Origin of the sequence: Streptomyces sp. R-07 (genome assembly GCF_049913175.1) — a bacterium.
Classification (GTDB): Bacteria; Actinomycetota; Actinomycetes; order Streptomycetales; family Streptomycetaceae; genus Streptomyces.
On the sequence record NZ_CP183978.1, the window covers coordinates 7,345,655 to 7,364,263 of the forward strand.

Consider the following 18,609-nt stretch of genomic DNA (forward strand, 5'->3'; position numbering starts at 1 on the left):
CCCACTTCCGATTCGATGACGTGTTCCTGTGCCACGCTAGCCACGGTCGCGGGGGCCCGCGCGGTGACGCACCGGGAGCCCCGGCTTCAGCCGGGCAGCCGGCCCAGGCCGTAGCGGTGGAACGGGCCGTCGGGGATCGGGAGCCCGGGCCGCCACACCTTCAGCACCTGCGCCGACGGCAGGAACAGGGCCTCCGGCAGGCGGTCCGGGTCCGTCCACTCCCAGCGCTCGATCTTGTCCGGCTCCGCCACGGCGGGTGCGCCCCGGAAGCCGCGCACCGCCGTGGCCGCGGTCATCCGGGTCAGCTCCGCCGAGGTGACGGAGTCCAGGAGCAGCCCGAGGACCTCGACGTCGGCGGCGTCCGCGAGCAGCGTCGTCTCCTCGGCGAGCTCGCGGACCGCCGCGGCCTCGATCGACTCGCCCGGCTCGACCATGCCGCCCGGCAGCTCCCACACCCCGGAGCGGTGCAGGCCCAGGAGGACACGGCCGGAATCGTCGGACACCACGACCCCCGCCCCGAGCGAGGCCCGGGCGGGCGGCGGCTGGACGTTGCGGAGGGCCTTGGCGGCGTGGTCTGCGGTCGTCATGCGCCCTGTCTACCAGGCGCCTCCGACACGCACGCCCCTCACGTAAAAAAAGCCGGAAACCTCTTGAAAAGGGCGAAAAAGGGAGGAAACTCTTTCTTACACCGGACAACCGGAAAGAGCCGCACCCGCCGACGGAGACGTCCGAAGGCCCGCGTGACCCTGATCTCGGCTCTGGCCAGGCCCCCGGCGGGGCCGGTCGGGCACGGAGCCGTCGGCGACGGCCGACGACCGCGCGAACCGACCCGGACCGCCGGGGACTGTCATGCCCGGGGCCCCGCGACTCAGGCCCGCGACTCAGGCCCGGGACTCCGCGGCGGCGGGCGGCACCACCGCCACAGGACACCGCGCGTGATGCAGCACCGCGTGGGCGACCGAACCGATGAGCAGCGAGCCGAAGCGGTGCCGGTGATGCCGTCCCACGACCACCAGACCGGCGTCCTGTGAACCCTCCACGAGCCGGCCCGCCGCGTCCCCCGGCACCACCACCGGGACCAGCTCCACCCCCGGCCACCGCGCGGCGAACGGCCGCAGCCGCTCCTCCTGCTCCCGCTCGGCCTCCTTCATCAGCCCCTCCGCGTCGTCCGCGAGGGGCAGCGGCGGCGGCACCTGGAGCGCGGGCGACGGAGCGGCGAGGAGCGCGCCCTGCGGCGCGGGCAGCCGGAGCGCGGTGACCGCCTCCAGCGGTACGCCCCGGTGATGAGCCGCCTCGAAGGCGAAGCCCACCACCTCGTCCGACGTCTCCTCCGGGTGCAGCCCGAGCAGCACGCGGCCCGCCTCCGCCCCGCCCTCGAGCGCGGCGGCGCGCGCCTCGTGCGGGACGACGACCAGCGGGCAGGGCGCCGTCATGGCCAGAGTCCGGCTGGTGGAGCCGAGGAGCAGACTCGCGAAGCCGCCGTGCCCCCGGGAGCCGGTCACCAGGAGCCGCGCGCCCCGCGCCGCCGCCGGCAGGGCGTCCGTCACGGACCCGTCCAGCGAGTCGTACCGCACGGGAATCCGGTGCCCGCGCTCCTCGACCACCGTCCGTACGCCCCGCGCGACCGCGTCGGGAAGCTCCGGTGCCGTACCGAGCGAGGCGATACGGGCGGCGCCGAGCTGGAGGGCCTCGGAACGCACATGCGCCACCACCAGCGGCGCGCCCAGACCCTCCGCGGCGCTCAGCGCCCACTCCAGGGCCCGGAGACTGTGCTCGGACCCGTCCACGCCGACGACGACCGGCGGCTCGTACGCGGTGCTGGTGTCACTCATGAGGGAATGACTCCCGCACACGCGGAAACGCCACGCCGGTCCGGTCCGAAGCACTTCGGACCGGACCGGCGTGGCGTCCACCGGAGTGGGATCAGGCGCCCTGGCTGCGGCGCGCCCGCTCGGCGTCGCGCTCCTTGATGCGGACGGTCTCCTTGCGGACCTCCGACAGGGTGGCGCGCTCCTTCTTCAGCCACTCGGGGAGCTCTTGCTTGATCGCCTCGATCTGCTCGGTGGTGAGCGGCTCGGTGATCCCGCCGCGCGCGAGACCGGCGATGGAGATGCCGAGCTTGTTGGCGACGACCGGGCGGGGGTGCGGTCCGTTCTCGCGCAGCTCCTGGAGCCAGGCCGGCGGGTTGGCCTGGAGCTCGTTCAGCTCGGTGCGCGAGACGACACCCTCCTGGAACTCTGCGGGGGTGGCCTCGAGGTACACACCCAGCTTCTTCGCCGCGGTCGCGGGCTTCATCGTCTGGGTGCTCTGGTGCGACGTCATGGGGTCAAGGGTATCGAGCATGCGGGCGACCTCCGACCACGGCAGCTACCGGTAACCTGGCGGGGTGACAGGCACGGACGCTTCCCCCTCGGACCCCCGGACGGATTCCCCCTCGGATTCCCCTGCGGACGCCCCCTCGTTCCGGCTCGCGTACGTCCCGGGAGTGACGCCCTCGAAGTGGGTGCGGATCTGGAACGAGCGCCTGCCCGACGTCCCGCTGACCCTCCACGCCGTGACACCGGCCGAGGCCTTCGGTGCGCTCCGGGAGGGCGCCGCGGACGCGGGCCTCGTCCGGCTCCCCGTCGACGGGGACGACCTCAGCGCGATCCCGCTCTACACGGAGGCGACGGTCGTCGTCGTCCCCAAGGACCACCTGTTCGCGGCGGTGGAGGAGGTGTCGGCGGGGGACCTCGCCGAGGAGCTCGTCCTGCACCCCCTCGACGACACCCTCGGCTGGGAGCAGCCGCCGGGCCGCCCCGCCATGGAGCGGCCGGAGACGACCGCCGACGCGATCGAGCTGGTCGCCGCGGGTGTCGGCGTGCTCGCCGTCCCGCAGTCGCTGGCCCGGCTGCACCACCGCAAGGACCTCACCTACCGGACCCTGGTCGACGTCCCGCAGTCGCGGGTGGCCCTGTCGTGGCCGGCGGCGGACGAGGCGCCCGACCTGGTGGAGGAGTTCATCGGCATCGTGCGCGGCCGCACCGTGAACAGCACCCGGGGCCGTCGCGCCGAGGAGAAGAAGGGCCAGAAGCAGCCCAGGGAGCAGAAGGCCGCGAAGCCGGCGAGGTCCGGGAAGCCGGGCGGCGGAGTCCGTACGGCCGGCCGGCCCTCGGCGTCCCGCAAGGGCGGCGCGGGCTCCGGCCGGTCCGGGAAGCCGCGCCGCGGCCGAGGCTGACGCGTCCTCCGAGGCCGAACCCTGCGCAGGGGCCGAACCGTCCGCACGGCGGACGCCCGGTGCCGGGGCGGGGGAGCCTCGGCATACTGACCCCTCCTGATCACCGAGATCATCCAGGAGGAGCTTTGGCCGCCAGTTTCAGGACCGTCGTCGAGGTGGGACCGGACCACCTCGCACAGGCCCGGTCCATCGACCGGGTGTTCCAGGAGGCGATCGCCCCGGCGACCGTCAACTTCGACTTCGAGGCGATCCACCGGGCGGCCTCCGCCGTCCCGGACAGCGACGTCGTCAAGATGGTCCGGGGCTGGGGGCTCCAGGAGCACGCCCCCGTCCTCGTCATGGTCCTCTCCCTCAAGGAGGCGGTCCGCCAGGCGCTGCCGCAGGAGTGCGCGGAGGCCGGATTCTGGGCCACGGTCGAGCGGGAGCTCGTCCAGGCCTTCACCGGGCTCGCCGCGCAGGAGGGGCAGCCCGGACTCTCCTTCTACGAGGAGTCCGGGGACCGCACCCGTTTCTACCGGGACCTGTTCTTCGCCCTCCAGGACGAGGAGACCGGCGACGACATGTACGCCCTGGCCTTCTGCGTCGACGTGACGGTCGAGCTGCCGAAGGCCGAGACCCTCGCGCTCGACCTGACCGACATCGTGCCCTTCGCGGTGCGGCTCAACGCGATCGTGGTCCGCCAGGCCCTCAGCGCGGTCTCCGTCTGACCCGACGTCCGACCCGTACCGGCCCGCCGTCCCGGGCCGGATCCGAGGACCGCGGACGTCCTCAGCGCGGCAGACGCAGCCGGCCTCCCCGTGCCGCCGCGACGAGCTCCGGCACCGTGGCGAGCTTGATCCGGGGACGCCCCGCGTCCCGGCCCCGCGCCCGCTCCGCCCGGTCGATGGAGGCGAGACCGCGCGCGTCGACGAGCCCCCGTCCGCTGCGGCTCCGCGCGAGGCGGCGGAACTCCCGGGAGGTGCCCGTCGGCTTCGGCAGCGCCCCGGCGACCGCGTCCGCGAGCAGCGTCCCGACCGTCTCCTCGGCGCATGCCCGGTTGGCCCCGATGCCCCCGGAGGGCCCGCGCTTGATCCAGCCGACGACATAGCTGCCCGGCAGCCCCTTCACCCGGCCGGCCTCGTGCGGCACCGTACCGGTCGTCTCGTCGAACGGCAGCCCCGCGAGCGGGACACCGCGGTAACCGATGGCCCGGACGAGGAGCCCCGCCCCGATCTCCGTACCGGACGGCACTCCGTCCTCCGTCACCCGGACCGCCCGCACGGCGTCCGTGCCGAGCGCCTCGACCGGGGCGGAGTGGAAGCGCAGCACGATCCGGCGCCGGTCCCGGGCGGGGGCCCGCGTCCAGTCCGCCGCCTCCCGGTCCACGCCCCGCAGGAGCGCGGCCTTCGTCCCGGGCTCCGCCGCGTCGATCGTGGCGCCGGTGCGCGGATCGGTGTCGTCGACGACCAGGTCGACGCCGGGCAGGTGCTTCAGGGCGAGCAGTTCGGAGGTGGTGTACGCGGCGTGCTCGGGGCCCCGGCGGCCGAGGAGCACCACCTCGCGGACCCGCGCGTCGCGCAGGGCGGCGAGGGCGTGGTCGGCGATGTCCGTACGGGCGAGGGCGTCGGGGTCCGTGACGAGGACGCGGGCGACGTCGAGCGCCACGTTGCCGTTGCCGACGACGACGACCCGCTCGGCGGCGAGCCGGACGGCGTCCGCGCCGGTCTCCGGCTGCGCGTTGTACCAGGAGACGACGGAGGTGGCCGGGACGCTGCCCGGCAGGTCCTCGCCGGGGATGCCGAGACGCCGGTCGGAGGGTGCGCCCACCGCGTAGACCACCGCGTCGTGGTGGGCGGCGAGCTCCTCGGGGGTGACGTCCTCGCCGATGGCGACGCCGAGCCGCATGCGGACCCGGGGGTGGGTGTGGAAGCGGGCGAAGGTCTCCCCGGCGCCCTTGGTCGCCGGGTGGTCCGGTGCCACGCCGTGGCGGAGGAGTCCGCCGGCGACCGGCAGCCGGTCGATCAGCGTCACCTCGGCGTTGGTGTGCAGGAGGAGGTCCTCGGCGGCGTACATGCCGGCCGGTCCCGTGCCGACGATCGCGACCCGGATGGGCGCGAAGTCGGCGGGGATCGAGCGGTCGAAGGCCGGTTCGCCCCAGGTGTGGAAGTTGGGCGAGGCGAGGACCGGCGCGGGCTCGCGGTCCGCGTAGTAGGCGGCGTTGATCCCCTCGTACTCCCGCAGCCGTTCGGTGAGCCGGTCGGCCGGGAAGATCGCGTCGACGGGGCAGGCGTCGGCGCAGGCCCCGCAGTCGATGCAGCTCTTCGGATCGATGTACAGCATCTCGGTGGTGCCGAAGTCCGGTTCGTCCGGCGTCGGGTGGATGCAGTTGACCGGGCAGACGGCGACGCAGGTGGCGTCGTTGCAGCAGGTCTGGGTGATGGCGTAGGTCATGTCGTCGGCTCAGCTCGGGTCCGGGGGAGGGGGTCAGATGAGGTTCGCGCGCTTGTAGAAGAAGAGCGCGGGCCGGGTCAGCAGCCGGGCCGTGGCCAGGAACTCCATGAGTCCGGCGCAGCTGGCCCGCATCTGTGCCTTGTAGTGCTCGTTGGCGGCGGCCTCGCGGCGGGCGCGCACCGGGTCGAGGCCGGCCTTCACGTACACGTCGGGGCTGACCAGGCTGGTGACGATGTAGTACGAGGCGATGGCGACGACCAGGGCGTGGAAACCGCGGCGGGCCCGGCCGGCGTGCTCCAGGCGCCGGAGCGTCTCGTCCCGGGCGAACTTCATGTGCCGGGACTCCTCGACGACATGGATGTTGTTGATGGTGCGGACGAAGGGGACGACCCGCTCGTCGCGCATCCAGTCGCGCTGCATGACGTCGAGGACCTCCTCGGCGACGAGGATGCCGGCGTAGGCGGCCTCGCCGAAGCCGACCGTCTTGAAGGCCCTGCCGAGTTCGAGCACCGCCCGCTTGGGCCGGTAGGCGGGGGCGCCGAGCTTCTGGGCGCCCCGGGCGAACATGATGGAGTGCCGGCACTCGTCGGCGATCTCGGTGAGGGCCCACTGGAACCGGGGGTCGGTGGGGTCCTTGGCGTACATGTCGCGCAGCACCATCTGCTGGAGGATCATCTCGAACCAGATGCCGGTGCTGGCGACCGAGGCCGACTCCTGACGGGTCAGCTCCTTGCGCTGCTCCTCGCTCATCTCGTTCCAGTAGGCGGTCCCGTAGAGGCTGTTCCACTCCGGGCTCTGGCCGTGGAAGTCCTTGTCGAGGGGGGTGTCCCAGTCGACCTCGGCGGCGGGGTCGTAGGAGAGCCTCGCGGCGGACAGGAGCAACCGCGCGGCGATGTCGTGGCCTTCGTTGTCCGGGCGAACGGTGCTGCTTGCCATGGTGCGGCTCCTCGGGGTCGCTCGAGCGGCTCGGGCGCTTGTTAGACGGAGCGTCTAGCAAGCTTGTTAGACGGAACGTATAGCAAGGGCCCGGGGGAGGCCTACCCCTCGGTGCGGACTTTCTTCCACCGGAGTTACCCGGGGTACGCAAACGGGGCCGGAGCCATGGCGGCTCCGGCCCCGTTCCCCGGGTCGGGAAGTGCTAGAAGGTCAGGTTCCAGGCGTCGATCCTGCCCGTGTCCTGGCTCGCGTTGTCGTTCACGCGCAGCTTCCAGACGCCGTTCGCCACCTCGGAGGAGGCGTCGACCGTGTACGTCTGGGCGATGTTGTCCGTGCCGCTGCCGGTCCGGTTGTGCAGGTTGTAGACCGAGCCGTCGGGGGCGATCAGGTCGACCTTGAGGTCACCGATGTAGGTGTGCTTGATGTCGACGCCCACCTTGAGGGTGGCCGGCGCGTTGCCCGTCACGCCGCTGACCGTGATCGGGCTCTCGACCGTGGAGTTGTCCGCGATCGCGTAGTCCGTGAGGTTCTCGAAGTACGCGCCGGCCGGCGGGGTGGAGCCGCCGACGGCCTTCAGGGCGTCCACGCGGCCCTCGCCGAAGAAGCTGTTCTTCGCCGTGGTGCCGGTGCAGCGGCTGTCGGAGGGGCAGGCCAGGTCGGTGGCCTGCTCGCCGAGCTTCGCCCGGATGTCCGCCGGGGTGTACGCCGGGTTGGCGCTGGCGAGCAGCGCGGCCACGCCCGCGACGTGCGGGGAGGCCATCGAGGTGCCGCTCAGCGTGGCGTACTTGCCGCCGGGGGCGGTGCTGTAGACGGACTCGCCGGGGGCCGAGACCTCGATGACGTCACGGCCGTAGTTGGAGAACGACGCCTTGGAAGTGCCGCTGGTGCCGTTGGCGGCGACCGTGATCACGCCCGGCAGCTCGGCCGGGATGTCGAGGCAGTCGTTGGTGAGGGTCCGGGTCACCGGCGTCGAGTCGTTGGGGCTCGACGAGTCGGTGGTCTTGTTGGCGAGGTCGACGTTGGAGTTGCCGGCCGCCGCGACCTGGAGGGAGCCCTTGCTCTCGGCGTACGCCTGGGCGCGGCCCACGCCCTCCAGGATGGCCGCCTGGTCGAGGTCGTTCGGGCAGTTGAACTGCCACGGGTCGGTGTAGTAGCTGTTGTTGGTGACCTTGAAGCCGTGGTCACCGGCCCACACGAGGCCGCAGACGGTGTTCTCCGCGAAGAACAGCGTGGTGCCGGGCTCGGCGATGCGCACCGAGGAGATCTTCACGCCCGGCGCGACGCCGATGGCGCCCTTGCCGTTCTTGGCGGCCGCGACCGTGCCGGCGACGTGGGTGCCGTGCTGGTCGACGTCGCGCCAGGCGCCGACGCGCGTGTCCGCCTTGCCGTAGGCGCAGGAGACCGAGTCGGCGGCGTTGAAGTTCGGCGCCAGGTCCTGGTGCTGGTCGTCGACGCCGGTGTCCAGGATGCCGACCTTGACCGAGGTGGAGCCCGGGTTGACGGCCCAGGCCTGGTCGGCCTTGATCTGGGCCATGTCCGAGCGGACGGGCTCCGTCGTGGGCGCGGTGGCCTGCGCCGGGTTGGCCGGGAGCGCCGGGTTGTAGGCGTCGGCGGGGACGTCGGAGGTGCGGGTCGCGCCGACCTTCTGGACGCCGGAGACGCCGCGCATGGTGGCGGCGAAGGAGGCGGAGGTCGAGTGCGCGACGATCACGCCGATCGCGTCGTACGAGGCGAAGACCGAGCCGCCGTTGCTCGCGACGGCGGTGCGGACGGCGGTGGTGTCGCCCGGGGTCGTGATGACCAGGTAGGCGCGGGTGCCCGCGGCCCAGGCGGCGGGCGCCGCGGCGATCGCGGGAGCGGCGGCGGGGCCGGCCGAACGGGCCGCGAGGGGCTCGTTGTCCAGGGGGGCGGCCTGCGCGAGGCCGATGGTCGTGCCGAGCGCCAGCGTCGTGCCGAGCGCGAGGGCCGAGAGTCTCATCCGGCCGGATATCTGGGAAAACAATGCGTCCTCCGATGACCCGGTGGCGCGGGTGGCGCCGGCCGGGCCCTGTGATGTGTGGGGTGGACGCAAGATCCCAGACGGACGGGGCGGAAGGAAGTGTTCTGTCCGAGAAGCCGGTTCGCGTTACGCAGTATTGATCTGTCCACGCCAGGAAGGGGGGCGTATCCCCTGATCCGCCCCCTTCGTTCCCGGCACCCGCGTCCGGATCGACCGCGCGCCCGGAACGGGGAGAGGGTCCTGGACGACCGTCCATGTATAGTGGACACCTGTCCAGAAAATAGACGGTGAGGGAGACGGCGATGGAGACGGTGGCGAACGTGCTGGTGGGCCTGGTGGCCGCCCTGCACGCGTACATCCTGGTTCTGGAGATGTTCCTGTGGGAGAAGAAGCCGGGGCGGGGACTCTCGGGCTTCGACGCCGACATGGCCCGAGCCACCGCACCGCTGGCCGCCAACCAGGGCCTCTACAACGGCTTCCTGGCCGCGGGACTCGTCTGGGGCCTGATCGCGGAGGACCCGACGGGATACCGCGTCCAGATCTTCTTCCTCGGCTGCGTGGTGGTCGCCGGACTCTACGGCGCCGCCACCGCGAACCGCCGCATCCTGTTCGCCCAGGCCCTGCCCGGTGCGCTGGCCCTCGCCGCCGTCCTCGTCAGCCGGTGACCCCGGCGAACCCGACGGCGGAAGACCCCCGGGCCGCCAGGACACGGGCCAAGCTCCGACAGGCCCTCCTCGACGCATGCGCGGACCGCCCGCTGGCGGAGGTGAGCATCGCCGCCCTGGTCCGCAGGGCCGGCGTCGGCCGCGCCACCTTCTACCTCCACTACGGCGACCTGGAGGCGCTCGCCGTCGACGCCTGCGCCGACGTGGTACGCGACGCCGTGGACGCCCTGCACGCCTGGCGCGGCACCCCCGACCCGGCGTCCCCGCCGCCCGCGCTCCTCGACTTCTTCGCCGGGCTGACCCCGCACGCCGCCCTCTACCGGACCCTGCTGCGCCCGGGCGGCGGCGGACCGCTGGGCCTCGTGCTCCACCAGGACCTGCGCGCCCGCAGCCTCGCCGAACGCGCCCTGGTCGGTGCCCCGGAGCCCGAACTGATCGCCTCGGCGGTGGCCGCGACCTTCGCGGGAGTGCTCGCCGACTGGTTGCACGGCCTCGTCGAAGGCACCTCGGACCGCGTCGCCCACCAGGTCTGGCGGCTGCTCATCACCCTGCACCGCGCCCGGCTGTCGTAGCGTCGGTCCGGTCCGGCCCGGCCGTACGGGGCGGGTGGCGCCCGCCCCGTACGGGCACCCCTACTTGAGGTACGGGCCGGCCGTGCCGATCCTGCCGGGGCCGTTCAGGACGTACACCCGCAGGTTGCCCTTGCCGGGTGCGGCGACCGTGAGGGCGCCGTTGGTGACGGTCTTCACGTCGCCCGTGACGGCGTCGGTGTACGTGCCGTTCGGGACGCCCGTGAAGGTGGCGCCGCCGGAGACCGTGACGAGCGCGAAGCTGTCCGTCGAGCCGCTCGTGTAACGGCGCTTGAACGCCATGCCGCCCGAGATGCCCTCGGTGGAGTACTGGCCCATCTGGAGCGCGGGGATCGCCCGGCGGATCAGGTTGAGCCGCTGCACGTGCTGTACCAGGGGCTGCTGGAGGGTGGTGGCGACGGCGCCGGAGGCCGAGGAGACCTGGGAGAAGTCGGAGGCCGTGACGGATCCGGCGACGTGGTCGCCGTAGTAGGCGCGGCCGGTGGTGGCGAGCGGGCAGGTCGGCCCGCAGTCGATCTTCTGCCCCTTCTGGAACTCGATCTCGGAGCCGTAGTACAGCGTCGGGATGCCGCGGAAGGTCCACATCAGGGACATGTTCTCGGCCCAGGCGTCGGTGCCGCCCGCGTACCGCTCGCTGGACTTGTTGGGGCCGTAGTCGTGGCTGTCGACGTAGACGACGTTGTACGTGGCGTCGTTGTAACTGTCGTCGGAGTCCTTGCCGTTGGAGAACGCGTTCTGCGCGTCACCGAAGTTCATGTGCATGCGCATGTCGATGACGTTCATGCCGGAGAACCGGCTGTGGTCGGGGGTGTGGTAGCTGTTCCCGGCCAGGAAGGCGTTGGTGGAGGTGGGCTGGTTGCCGGTGCCCTGCTGCTGCTCGTAGTCGTACATCTCCAGGGCGGCCTTTGTGTCGTCGGCGTCGTACTCCTTGCGCTCCTTCCAGGTGTAGAACTGCGCCGAGTGGTTCACCGAGCCGCGGTTCCACTTGTCGTTGACGAAGGCGGCGACCTCGCCGAAGACGAAGAAGTTCTGCGCCGCCTCGGCGCCGTGGCTCCGGGTGACCCGCTCCTGGATGGCCGGCAGGAAGCGGCGGTTCCACGTGGTGCGCGGGATGTGCACGGCCGTGTCGACGCGGAAGCCGTCGACGCCCATGTCGATGTACTTGTCGTACGCGCCGATCAGGTAGTTCTGGACCGTCGGGTTCTCGGTGTTGAAGTCGGCCAGGTCCTCGTGCAGCCAGCAGGAACGCGAGTCCTCGCCCTCCCAGTTGCCGATCCAGCACTGGTGGTAGAGCTCCTTCGGGAACATGCCCGAAGTGGGGCTCGGCCACTGGCAGTTGTAGACCGTGTAGCCCTCGGCGCTCTTGCCGCCGGTCGGCTTGCCCCAGTTGACGCAGGTGTTGCCGGCGGGTTCGGCCGTCGACCACAGGTCGCCGTTGTAGTACGACTTGCCGGTCTTCGCGTCGATCGTCAGGCCGTCGTACTCGAAGCCGGGCTGCTTCTCGTCGTAGTACCAGCTCCACTGGCTGTCCCGCACGCCGTACACGGTGGGGACGAAGAGGCCCTTGGCGCCCCAGCGGGAGGAGTGGTTGTAGACGACGTCCTGGTAGATCTTCATGCCCTTGGCGTGGGCGGCGTCGATCAGGTCCTGGTAGGAGGCGCCGGCGGACTCCAGGCGCGGGTCGACCTTGTAGAAGTCCCAGCCGTGGTAGCCGTGGTAGTCGTAGTCCGAGCGGTTGAGGACCACCGGGGTGACCCATATCGCCGAGAACCCGAGGCCCTTGACGTAGTCCAGCTTCTGGATGAGGCCCTTGAAGTCGCCCCGGAACATGGGATCGTCGTTGGCCGCGTTGCCCGACTTGGTGTGCTGGCTGCCGCCCCGGTTGTTCGTCGGGTCGCCGTCGTTGAAGCGGGCGGTGAGGACGAAGTAGATGGGGTCCTTACGCGGGTCGGTGCCGAGCGGCTTCCCGGTCGCGGGCGTGGCCGGCTTGTCGCCGGTGGTGGCGCTCGCGGCGGCCGAGGCGGCGGAGACGTTCCCGGCGGCGTCCACGGCCTTCACCGTGTAGGTGTACGCGGTCCGTTCGGCGAGGCCGGTGTCGGAGTACACCGTCGAGCCGACGTCGGTCACGACCGTGCCGGCGCTGCCGCCGGTACGGGTGACCTGGTACTTCGTGACGCCCCGGTCGTCGGTGGCGGGGTCCCAGGTGAGCAGCACGGACACGCCGTCGGCGGCCGCGGTCACCCGGGCCGGGGCGGTCGGGGCCTGGGTGTCGGGCGGGGTGGCGGCGCACGGATCGGTGGCGTTCGCCGTCACCGCCCGGTTCCGCACGGTGGAGACGCCCGTGCCGATGGTGTAGTCGGAGCCGCCGTTGTTGTCCCAGGTGCCGTTGCCGTTGTTGAAGGCGGCCTTGAGGGAGGTGGCCGTCCCGAGGTCGACCTCCCGCTTCCACCAGCCGGCGCAGGCGGCCTGCATGCCGACGCCGGGGACGGCGGTCCAGGCGCCGCCCGCGGGCTGGTAGTGGAGGTTGGCGGTGGTCCAGCCGAGCGCCTCGGTGGAGTAGTAGACCGTCGCCGTGCCGGCGGGTGTGGGCGGGGTGTCCGCGCAGGGGTCGGAGTGGGCGACGACCCCGTCCTTCACGGTGATGTTCCCCGTGCCCAGGGCGTAGTTCCTGCCGCCGTTGTTGTCCCAGGTGCCGCTGCCGTTGTTGAAGGTGGCCTGGAGTCCGGCGGCCGTGCCGAGGGTGACGGTCTTCTTCACCCAGTCCGTGCAGGCGGGCTCCATGCCGACGCCGGGGACGGTGGTCCAGGAGCCGCCGTCGGGGGCGTAATGCAGGTTGTAGGCGGCCCAGTTCTTCGTCTTCGTCCAGTAGAAGACCGTCGCCGTGTTCTCCGCGACGGCCGCGGCCGGGGTGGTCCGGGGCTCGGGGTCGTCGGGTGGTGCGGCGAGCAGGCCGAGCAGGCCGGCGGCCACGGCCAGGACGGCCAGCGGGCGTCCGGGCGGACGGGTGGGGATGCGGCTCATCTGATGCTCCAGGCGGGGGCGTTCCGTACGGGCCGGTTGGCGGATGGGGATCGGCGCCGTTGGAAACTCAGTCGGAAAGTTTCTGAAACGTCTTGCGTCGGGCGGAAGTTACCGCCGCGGGGACCCGGAGGTAAAGACTTCTGACGGAAGCGGCGTCTACGCTCGGGGCGACCGCACGCCTGATCGATGTCGAGAGGTTCCCGATGAAGCTGCCCGGGCCGCTGCATGTCCTCAACGAGGGGCTGGCGTTCGTGCTCGAAGTCGCCGCGCTGGCCGTGCTGGCCTGGTGGGGGTGGGAGAGTGCGGAGAACGTGGCGCTCCGGCTACTGCTCGCGGTCGCCGCGCCCGCCGTCGCGGCCGTCGTGTGGGGCCTGTTCGCCGCCCCCAGGGCCCGGTTCCGGGTGCCGCTCGCGGGCGTTCTGCTGGTGAAGGCCCTGGTGTTCGGCGCGGCGGCGGTCGCGCTGTACGCCCTCGACCGGCCGGGATGGGCCGTCGCCTTCGCCGCCGTGGCGCTCGTCAACACCGCCCTGGCGACGGTGGACCGGCAGGCCGCGATGCACCGCGGCGCCTGAGGAGTTCACGGCCGGGCAGGCGCCGTGGCGGATTGCGGCCCGGCCGGTGTCGCACCGGGTTCACGGCCGGGCCGGGCGCCTCGGATGGTTACGGCCGGGCCGGGCGCCACAGTTGGTCACGGCCGGGGCCAGGGGCGGCCTTCGAGTCGCTCGATGTCCCGGTTGAAGCGTTCGAGGTAGGCGGCGAAGCGGGCCACGTCCTCGGGTGACCAGTCCTCCATCACCCGCTCGAGGCCCTCGACGTTGTAGGTCCGGTCGGCTTCCAGGCGGCGTTCGCCCTCCTCCGTGATGCGGAACTTGCGGGCGATGCCGCCGTCCGGATCCGGGATGCGCTCCACCACTCCGGCGCGCAGCATCGCGGCGGTCTGCCGGTTGAGGGTGGAGGCGTCGAGGCCGAAGGCCTCGCTGAGCTGCCCGATGGACATCGGCCCGTGCATCCGGATGCGGGTGAGGAGGACGTACGCGCTGCGGTCGAGGTGGTCGCCGCCCGCCCGGGAGCGGGGCCCGTACAGGTGGGCGTGCCGTCCGAGCAGCATGCTCTCGAACTCGACCAGGTGGGTGGGCTTGTCCATGAGGGCATTCTCTCCTGTCGCCAGACCATGTGCATCCTGCACAACTTGTGCAGGATGCAATCGCTGTGCATGATGCACATGACTGTTCCTGGAAAACCGAAGAAAGTACCGAGGGAGAACCCGTGGACGGCTCCAAGCCCGACGCCCGCCCCGGCGGCGTCGTCGGCGTCCTCGCCATGGCCGGCATCGTGGCCGCACTCATGCAGACCCTGGTGGTGCCGCTCATCGGCGACCTCCCGAAGCTGCTCGGCACCAGCCCGTCCGACGCCTCCTGGGTGATCACCGCCACCCTCCTCGCCGGCGCCGTCGCCACCCCCGTCGCCGGCCGGCTCGGCGACACCCTCGGCAAGCGGCGCGTGCTGCTCGCCTCCGTGATCCCGCTCGTCGCCGGCTCGGTCGTCTGCGCGCTCGCCTCCTCCGTCGTCCCGATGATCGTCGGACGCGGACTCCAGGGCCTCGGCATGGGCGTCGTCCCCCTCGGCATCAGCCTGCTCCGCGACCTCCTCCCGCCCGAGAGGCTCGGCGGCTCCATCGCCCTGATGAGCGCCTCCATGGGCGTCGGCGGCGCCCTCGGCCTGCCGTTCTCCGCCGCCGTCGCCGAGAACGCCAGCTGGCGCGTGCTCTTCTGGGTCGCCGCCGGACTGAGCGTCCTGGTCGGCGGCCTCATCTGGCGCGTCGTCCCCGACGGCCGGCGCGCCGCCGCCCCCGGCCGCTTCGACCTGGCGGGCGCGCTCGGCCTCGGCGTCGGACTCGTCGCCCTGCTGCTCGCCGTGTCCAAGGGAGCCACCTGGGGCTGGGGGAGCGGCACCACCCTCGGCCTCTTCGCCGTCGCGGCCGTCGTCCTGCTCGGCTGGGGTGTCTGGGAGCTGCGGACCGGCGACCCGCTCGTCGACCTGCGCGTCACCGCCCGCCCGGTCGTCCTGATGACCAACGCGGCCTCGGTCCTGGTCGGGTTCGCCATGTACGCGCAGTCCCTGGTCGTGCCCCAGCTGTTCCAGCTGCCCGAGGCGACCGGCTACGGCCTCGGCCAGTCGATGATGGCCATGGGCCTCTGGATGGCCCCGGCGGGCCTGATGATGATGATCCTGGCACCCCTCGGCGCCAAGCTGTCGGCCGCCCGCGGCCCCAAGGTCACGCTCTCCGTCGGCGCGCTCGTCATCTCCGCCGGTTACGGCTCGTCCCTCGCCCTGATGGGCTCCACCTGGGGCCTGCTCACCGTGACCCTCATCTGCAACACGGGCGTCGGCCTCGCCTACGGGGCCATGCCGGCCCTCATCATGGGCGCCGTACCGCAGGAGGAGACCGCCTCGGCCAACAGCTTCAACACCCTGATGCGCTCCATCGGCACCTCCGTCTCGGCCGCCGTCATCGGTGTCGTCCTCGCCCAGATGACCACCACCCTCGGCGGCCACGCGCTGCCGTCCGAGGACGGCTTCCGCGCCGCGATGCTCATCGGCTGCGGGGTCGGCCTCGTGGCCGCGGTCGTCGCCGCGCTGATCCCCGCGAAGACCGCGGCGCCGGCCTCCGGCGACGACCGGGGCACCGAGCCCGGGACCGGCCCGCGAGCCACCTCGCAGGCCGGCGCCGCCTGACGGCGGCGCGGGCGTTCCGATGAGATGTCTCAGGCCGCCGTGCCCAGCCAGGGCCGGCGGCCGGGGCCGGTCGGGTGGGTGCCCGTGGCGCTCATGACCACCGAGTACAGGCTGGTCTCGGCGGCGATGAACAGGCGGTTGCGCTTGGCGCCGCCCCAGGAGATGTTGGCGACCGCCTCGGGGACGTTCAGCCGCCCGATCAGGGTGCCGTCGGGGTCGTAGCAGTGCACCCCGTCGTTCATCGCGGCGGCCCAGAGGCGGCCGTCGGCGTCGAAGCGGAGGTTGTCGAAGCGGGCCTTCTCGCGGGTCGACGCGTCGGCGAAGACCTTGCCCTCGGAGAGGGTGCCGTCCTCGCGCACGTCGAAGACGCGGATGAAGCCCGCCCGGGTGTCGGAGACGAACAGCTGCCGCTCGTCGTGGGAGAAGACGAGCCCGTTCGGAGCGGCGAACTCGTCCGCGACCAGGCGTACTTCGCCGCTGCCCGGATCGATCCGGTAGACGTTGTTGGCGCCGATCTCGCTCTCCGCGCGGTAGCCCTCGTAGTCGCTGGTGATGCCGAAGTCCGGGTCGGAGAACCAGATCGACCCGTCGGACTTCACCGCCGCGTCGTTCGGACTGTTCAGGCGCTTGCCCTGCCACCGGTCCGCGAGCACGGTGACCGTGCCGTCGTGTTCGGTGCGCGTGACGCGGCGGTTGCCCTGCTCGCACGTGATCAACCGGCCCTGAAGGTCCAGGGTGTTGCCGTTGGTGTGCCCGGCGGAGCGGCGGAAGACGCCGACGGCTCCCGTCTCCTCGTCCCAGCGCAGCATCCGGTCGTTGGGGATGTCGCTCCAGATCAGCTGCCGCCAGGCGGGCAGGTAGATCGGCCCCTCGGCCCAGCGGCAGCCCGTGTAGAGGACCTCCAGCGCGTCGTCACCGAACATGCACCGGCCTGTGAGGAACCGCTCGTCGAACTTCTCGTACAGCTCGGGGCGCTCGCCGCTCATGGAGCCCTTCCCTTCCAACTGCCCTTGTGTGCCGAACCAGATCCTGTCCGAGATGAAGATTGCAGGATCATCTACGGTGCACACAAGGAACTTTCGAACGGAGAGCTGTGGATCACACGGCCTCGGTCACCCCGCGTCCTCCGCCTCCACGGCGAACAGCGCCCCGTCGGGGTCCCGCACCACCACCCGGCGCTCGTCGTCGCCGCCCGACGGCCGCACCACGGCCCACTCGCCGCCCGGCACCACCGAACCGCCGTGCGCCAGGACCGCCGCCCGCGCCGCCTCCAGATCGCGCACCCGGAAGCGGACCAGCCAGCGCGGCCTCGACTGCGGCCGGGGCGAGGCGGACTCGACCGGACCGCTGTTCAGCCGGGCGACCGCCTCGCCGTCCCGCCGCAGCACCACCTGGTCGTGCTCGTACGACACCTCGCAGCAGCCCGGGCTCCCGTCCGCCCAGCGCAGCACCCCGCCGTAGAACACGGCCGCGTCGAAGGCGTCGCGGGTGTGCAGCTCCAGCCAGGCCGGGGCCTGCCGCTCGCCGACGTGCCAGCGCGAGATCAGCCGCCCCTCCCACACGCCGAACACCGCGCCCTCCAGGTCCGTCGCGAGCGCCGCGCGGCCCCGGGGCGGATACGCCATCGGCCCCACGCCCACCGTGCCGCCCCGCTCCCGGATCCGCGCCACCGCCGCGTCGGCGTCGTCGACGGCGAAGAACACCGTCCAGGCCACCGGCATCTCCAGCTCGGCGGCCACCGCCGCGATCCCGGCCACCGGCACGCCGTCCCGCTCACCCACCGCGAACGCGTCTCCGAGGGCACCCCGCCGGAACGTCCAGCCGAGCACGGCCCCGTAGAAGCGTTCCGCCGCCTGCAGATCGCGTGCGGACAGATTCAGCCAGCACGGCGCTCCCATCGCGTCCCCGGTCGTCGGCCCCGACACCGGCACCACCTCCTCTTCGTCATGAGTCCGTGCGCCCCTTCCCCGCCCCGCCGCCCCGCATGCGCGCACTCACCCACGTGCCGCCGATCACCACACGCCCGGGTGCACGCGACGGCGGGTCGGCGACCCCGACGCCCACGATGGGGGAGGCGTCAGGCCGCCCGGCCGTGGACCTCGGTGTGGAGGGCGACCGAGAGGTGGTGGTGCACGAGTCCGAGGACCGGCTGGTCCGGGGCGAAGAGGCCGGCGGCGAGCTTCCAGTACCGCGGGAGCACGGCACTGTCGTCCAGCGCGAGCAGACCGAGGAGCCGGCGCCGGAAGGCCGGTGTGTCCGGCTCCCCGCGCGCGTGGGCGTACGCCTCGACGAAGCAGTCCAGGGCTCCGCCGTCCTGCGGCGCCCGCCCGGCACGCATCGCGGCCGAGGCGAGCGCATAGGCCTCCGCGAGGCCCTCGTAGAGCACGGCCGGACGGTACTCACCGGCCGGCAGCGGCGGTGAGGGCCGGAACTCCGGCCGTTCGAGGCGCGGGTCGGTGACGAGCGCGTGGAGCCGGGCGAACGCGAGGACGTGGTCGGGTTCCGGCTCCTCCGGAGGCCTCGGCACCACCGCGTCGAGGACCATGGACACCACCCGCCCGGGCAACCGCGCCGGCAGCGAGCGGCGCCAGAAGCGGGCCAGGGCGTCCGTGTCGGGCGGGGCCGGCAGCGCACCCAGCAGCCGCAGGCGGTCCGCGCGTTCCCCGGCGGCGCACTCCTGGAGCAGCCGCAGGGAGGCCTCCTTCCAGCGCAGCGCCACGAGTTGGGAGCCCACGTCCCGCAACTGCCCGGCGACGGCCTCCTCGAGGGCCGCGTCGGCCCCGTCCCTCTCCAGTACCCGCTCCACCTCGGGGACCGGCAGGTCGAGGGCGCGCAGGGACCGGATGAACCGCAGCCGGTCGAGGGCCTCCGCCCCGTACCTGCGGTGGCCACCGGAGCTGCGGGCCGCCTCGGGCAGCAGACCGCGATCGGAGTAGAACCGTACGGTCTTGACGGTCACACCCGCCCGATCGGCCAGCTCTCCGATGCTCCACAGACCGTCGGACGACACGAGGT

General features: G+C 72.5%; 17 protein-coding genes. 6 read left to right on the forward strand and 11 right to left on the reverse strand.

Annotation, left to right across the window (positions count from 1 at the left end):
- Positions 1-86 precede the first annotated feature (86 nt).
- From ACN9M0_RS33560 to ACN9M0_RS33570, 3 genes are all read right to left on the reverse strand, one after another.
- Entirely contained in the window at positions 87-587 is a 501-nt protein-coding gene (locus ACN9M0_RS33560; RefSeq protein WP_366042918.1) for a nucleotide triphosphate diphosphatase NUDT15, read from the reverse strand.
- Positions 588-881: 294 nt separating this feature from the next.
- Positions 882-1,832: a universal stress protein gene (locus ACN9M0_RS33565; RefSeq protein ID WP_366042919.1), complete on the reverse strand. Its 951-nt coding sequence runs from the start codon at positions 1,830-1,832 to the stop codon at positions 882-884.
- A gap of 91 nt (positions 1,833-1,923) precedes the next feature.
- On the reverse strand, positions 1,924-2,322 hold the full coding sequence (locus tag ACN9M0_RS33570; protein ID WP_366042165.1) for a DUF5997 family protein: 399 nt from the start codon (positions 2,320-2,322) through the stop codon (positions 1,924-1,926).
- A 64-nt stretch (positions 2,323-2,386) separates the two neighbouring features.
- On the opposite strand from ACN9M0_RS33570, the gene ACN9M0_RS33575 reads away from it, so the two are divergent.
- Both ACN9M0_RS33575 and ACN9M0_RS33580 read left to right on the forward strand, forming a co-directional pair.
- The gene (locus ACN9M0_RS33575) at positions 2,387-3,217 is read left to right on the forward strand and encodes a LysR family substrate-binding domain-containing protein (protein WP_366042164.1); all 831 of its coding nucleotides are present in this window, start codon (positions 2,387-2,389) and stop codon (positions 3,215-3,217) included.
- Between the two features lie 125 nt (positions 3,218-3,342).
- Entirely contained in the window at positions 3,343-3,924 is a 582-nt protein-coding gene (locus ACN9M0_RS33580; protein ID WP_366042163.1) for a Type-2Aa cytolytic delta-endotoxin, read from the forward strand.
- A gap of 61 nt (positions 3,925-3,985) precedes the next feature.
- On the opposite strand, the gene ACN9M0_RS33585 is transcribed toward ACN9M0_RS33580, so the two are convergent.
- The 3 genes from ACN9M0_RS33585 to ACN9M0_RS33595 form a co-directional block, all read right to left on the reverse strand.
- Positions 3,986-5,647, reverse strand: coding sequence for an FAD-dependent oxidoreductase (locus ACN9M0_RS33585; protein WP_426404755.1), 1,662 nt, complete (start codon positions 5,645-5,647; stop codon positions 3,986-3,988).
- A 33-nt stretch (positions 5,648-5,680) separates the two neighbouring features.
- Positions 5,681-6,583, reverse strand: coding sequence for an AurF N-oxygenase family protein (locus ACN9M0_RS33590; protein ID WP_426404756.1), 903 nt, complete (start codon positions 6,581-6,583; stop codon positions 5,681-5,683).
- 202 nt (positions 6,584-6,785) lie between these two features.
- Complete coding sequence (locus ACN9M0_RS33595) at positions 6,786-8,561, reverse strand: S8 family serine peptidase (RefSeq protein ID WP_426404757.1); 1,776 nt, start codon at positions 8,559-8,561, stop codon at positions 6,786-6,788.
- A 323-nt stretch (positions 8,562-8,884) separates the two neighbouring features.
- Between ACN9M0_RS33595 and ACN9M0_RS33600 the strand changes: the two genes are divergently transcribed.
- Complete coding sequence (locus ACN9M0_RS33600; RefSeq protein ID WP_366042159.1) at positions 8,885-9,247, forward strand: DUF1304 domain-containing protein; 363 nt, start codon at positions 8,885-8,887, stop codon at positions 9,245-9,247.
- Positions 9,244-9,819: a TetR/AcrR family transcriptional regulator gene (locus ACN9M0_RS33605; RefSeq protein ID WP_366042158.1), complete on the forward strand. Its 576-nt coding sequence runs from the start codon at positions 9,244-9,246 to the stop codon at positions 9,817-9,819. The genes ACN9M0_RS33600 and ACN9M0_RS33605 overlap by 4 nt, the downstream gene beginning before the upstream one ends.
- Positions 9,820-9,879: 60 nt before the next feature.
- Here ACN9M0_RS33605 and ACN9M0_RS33610 read toward each other — a convergent pair whose 3' ends face one another.
- Positions 9,880-12,858, reverse strand: a complete 2,979-nt coding sequence (locus tag ACN9M0_RS33610) for a carbohydrate binding domain-containing protein (RefSeq protein WP_366042156.1) — start codon at positions 12,856-12,858, stop codon at positions 9,880-9,882.
- Between the two features lie 203 nt (positions 12,859-13,061).
- On the opposite strand from ACN9M0_RS33610, the gene ACN9M0_RS33615 reads away from it, so the two are divergent.
- On the forward strand, positions 13,062-13,430 hold the full coding sequence (locus tag ACN9M0_RS33615) for a YrdB family protein (protein WP_426404758.1): 369 nt from the start codon (positions 13,062-13,064) through the stop codon (positions 13,428-13,430).
- A gap of 116 nt (positions 13,431-13,546) precedes the next feature.
- Here the strand turns inward: ACN9M0_RS33615 and ACN9M0_RS33620 are convergent, their stop codons facing one another.
- On the reverse strand, positions 13,547-14,002 hold the full coding sequence (locus ACN9M0_RS33620) for a MarR family winged helix-turn-helix transcriptional regulator (protein ID WP_366042154.1): 456 nt from the start codon (positions 14,000-14,002) through the stop codon (positions 13,547-13,549).
- A 122-nt stretch (positions 14,003-14,124) separates the two neighbouring features.
- On the opposite strand from ACN9M0_RS33620, the gene ACN9M0_RS33625 reads away from it, so the two are divergent.
- Positions 14,125-15,594 (forward strand): MFS transporter, encoded by a 1,470-nt coding sequence (locus ACN9M0_RS33625; protein WP_366042152.1) that lies wholly within the window; start codon positions 14,125-14,127, stop codon positions 15,592-15,594.
- Between the two features lie 29 nt (positions 15,595-15,623).
- Here ACN9M0_RS33625 and ACN9M0_RS33630 read toward each other — a convergent pair whose 3' ends face one another.
- The 3 genes from ACN9M0_RS33630 to ACN9M0_RS33640 all read right to left on the reverse strand — a co-directional run bounded on the left by ACN9M0_RS33630 (position 15,624) and on the right by ACN9M0_RS33640 (position 18,604).
- A complete protein-coding gene (locus ACN9M0_RS33630) occupies positions 15,624-16,580 on the reverse strand; it encodes an SMP-30/gluconolactonase/LRE family protein (protein ID WP_426404759.1) in 957 nt (318 codons plus the stop codon).
- A gap of 126 nt (positions 16,581-16,706) precedes the next feature.
- On the reverse strand, positions 16,707-17,528 hold the full coding sequence (locus ACN9M0_RS33635) for a VOC family protein (protein WP_399697467.1): 822 nt from the start codon (positions 17,526-17,528) through the stop codon (positions 16,707-16,709).
- Positions 17,529-17,671: 143 nt separating this feature from the next.
- Complete coding sequence (locus tag ACN9M0_RS33640) at positions 17,672-18,604, reverse strand: MerR family transcriptional regulator (RefSeq protein WP_366042149.1); 933 nt, start codon at positions 18,602-18,604, stop codon at positions 17,672-17,674.
- Positions 18,605-18,609: the final 5 nt, after the last annotated feature.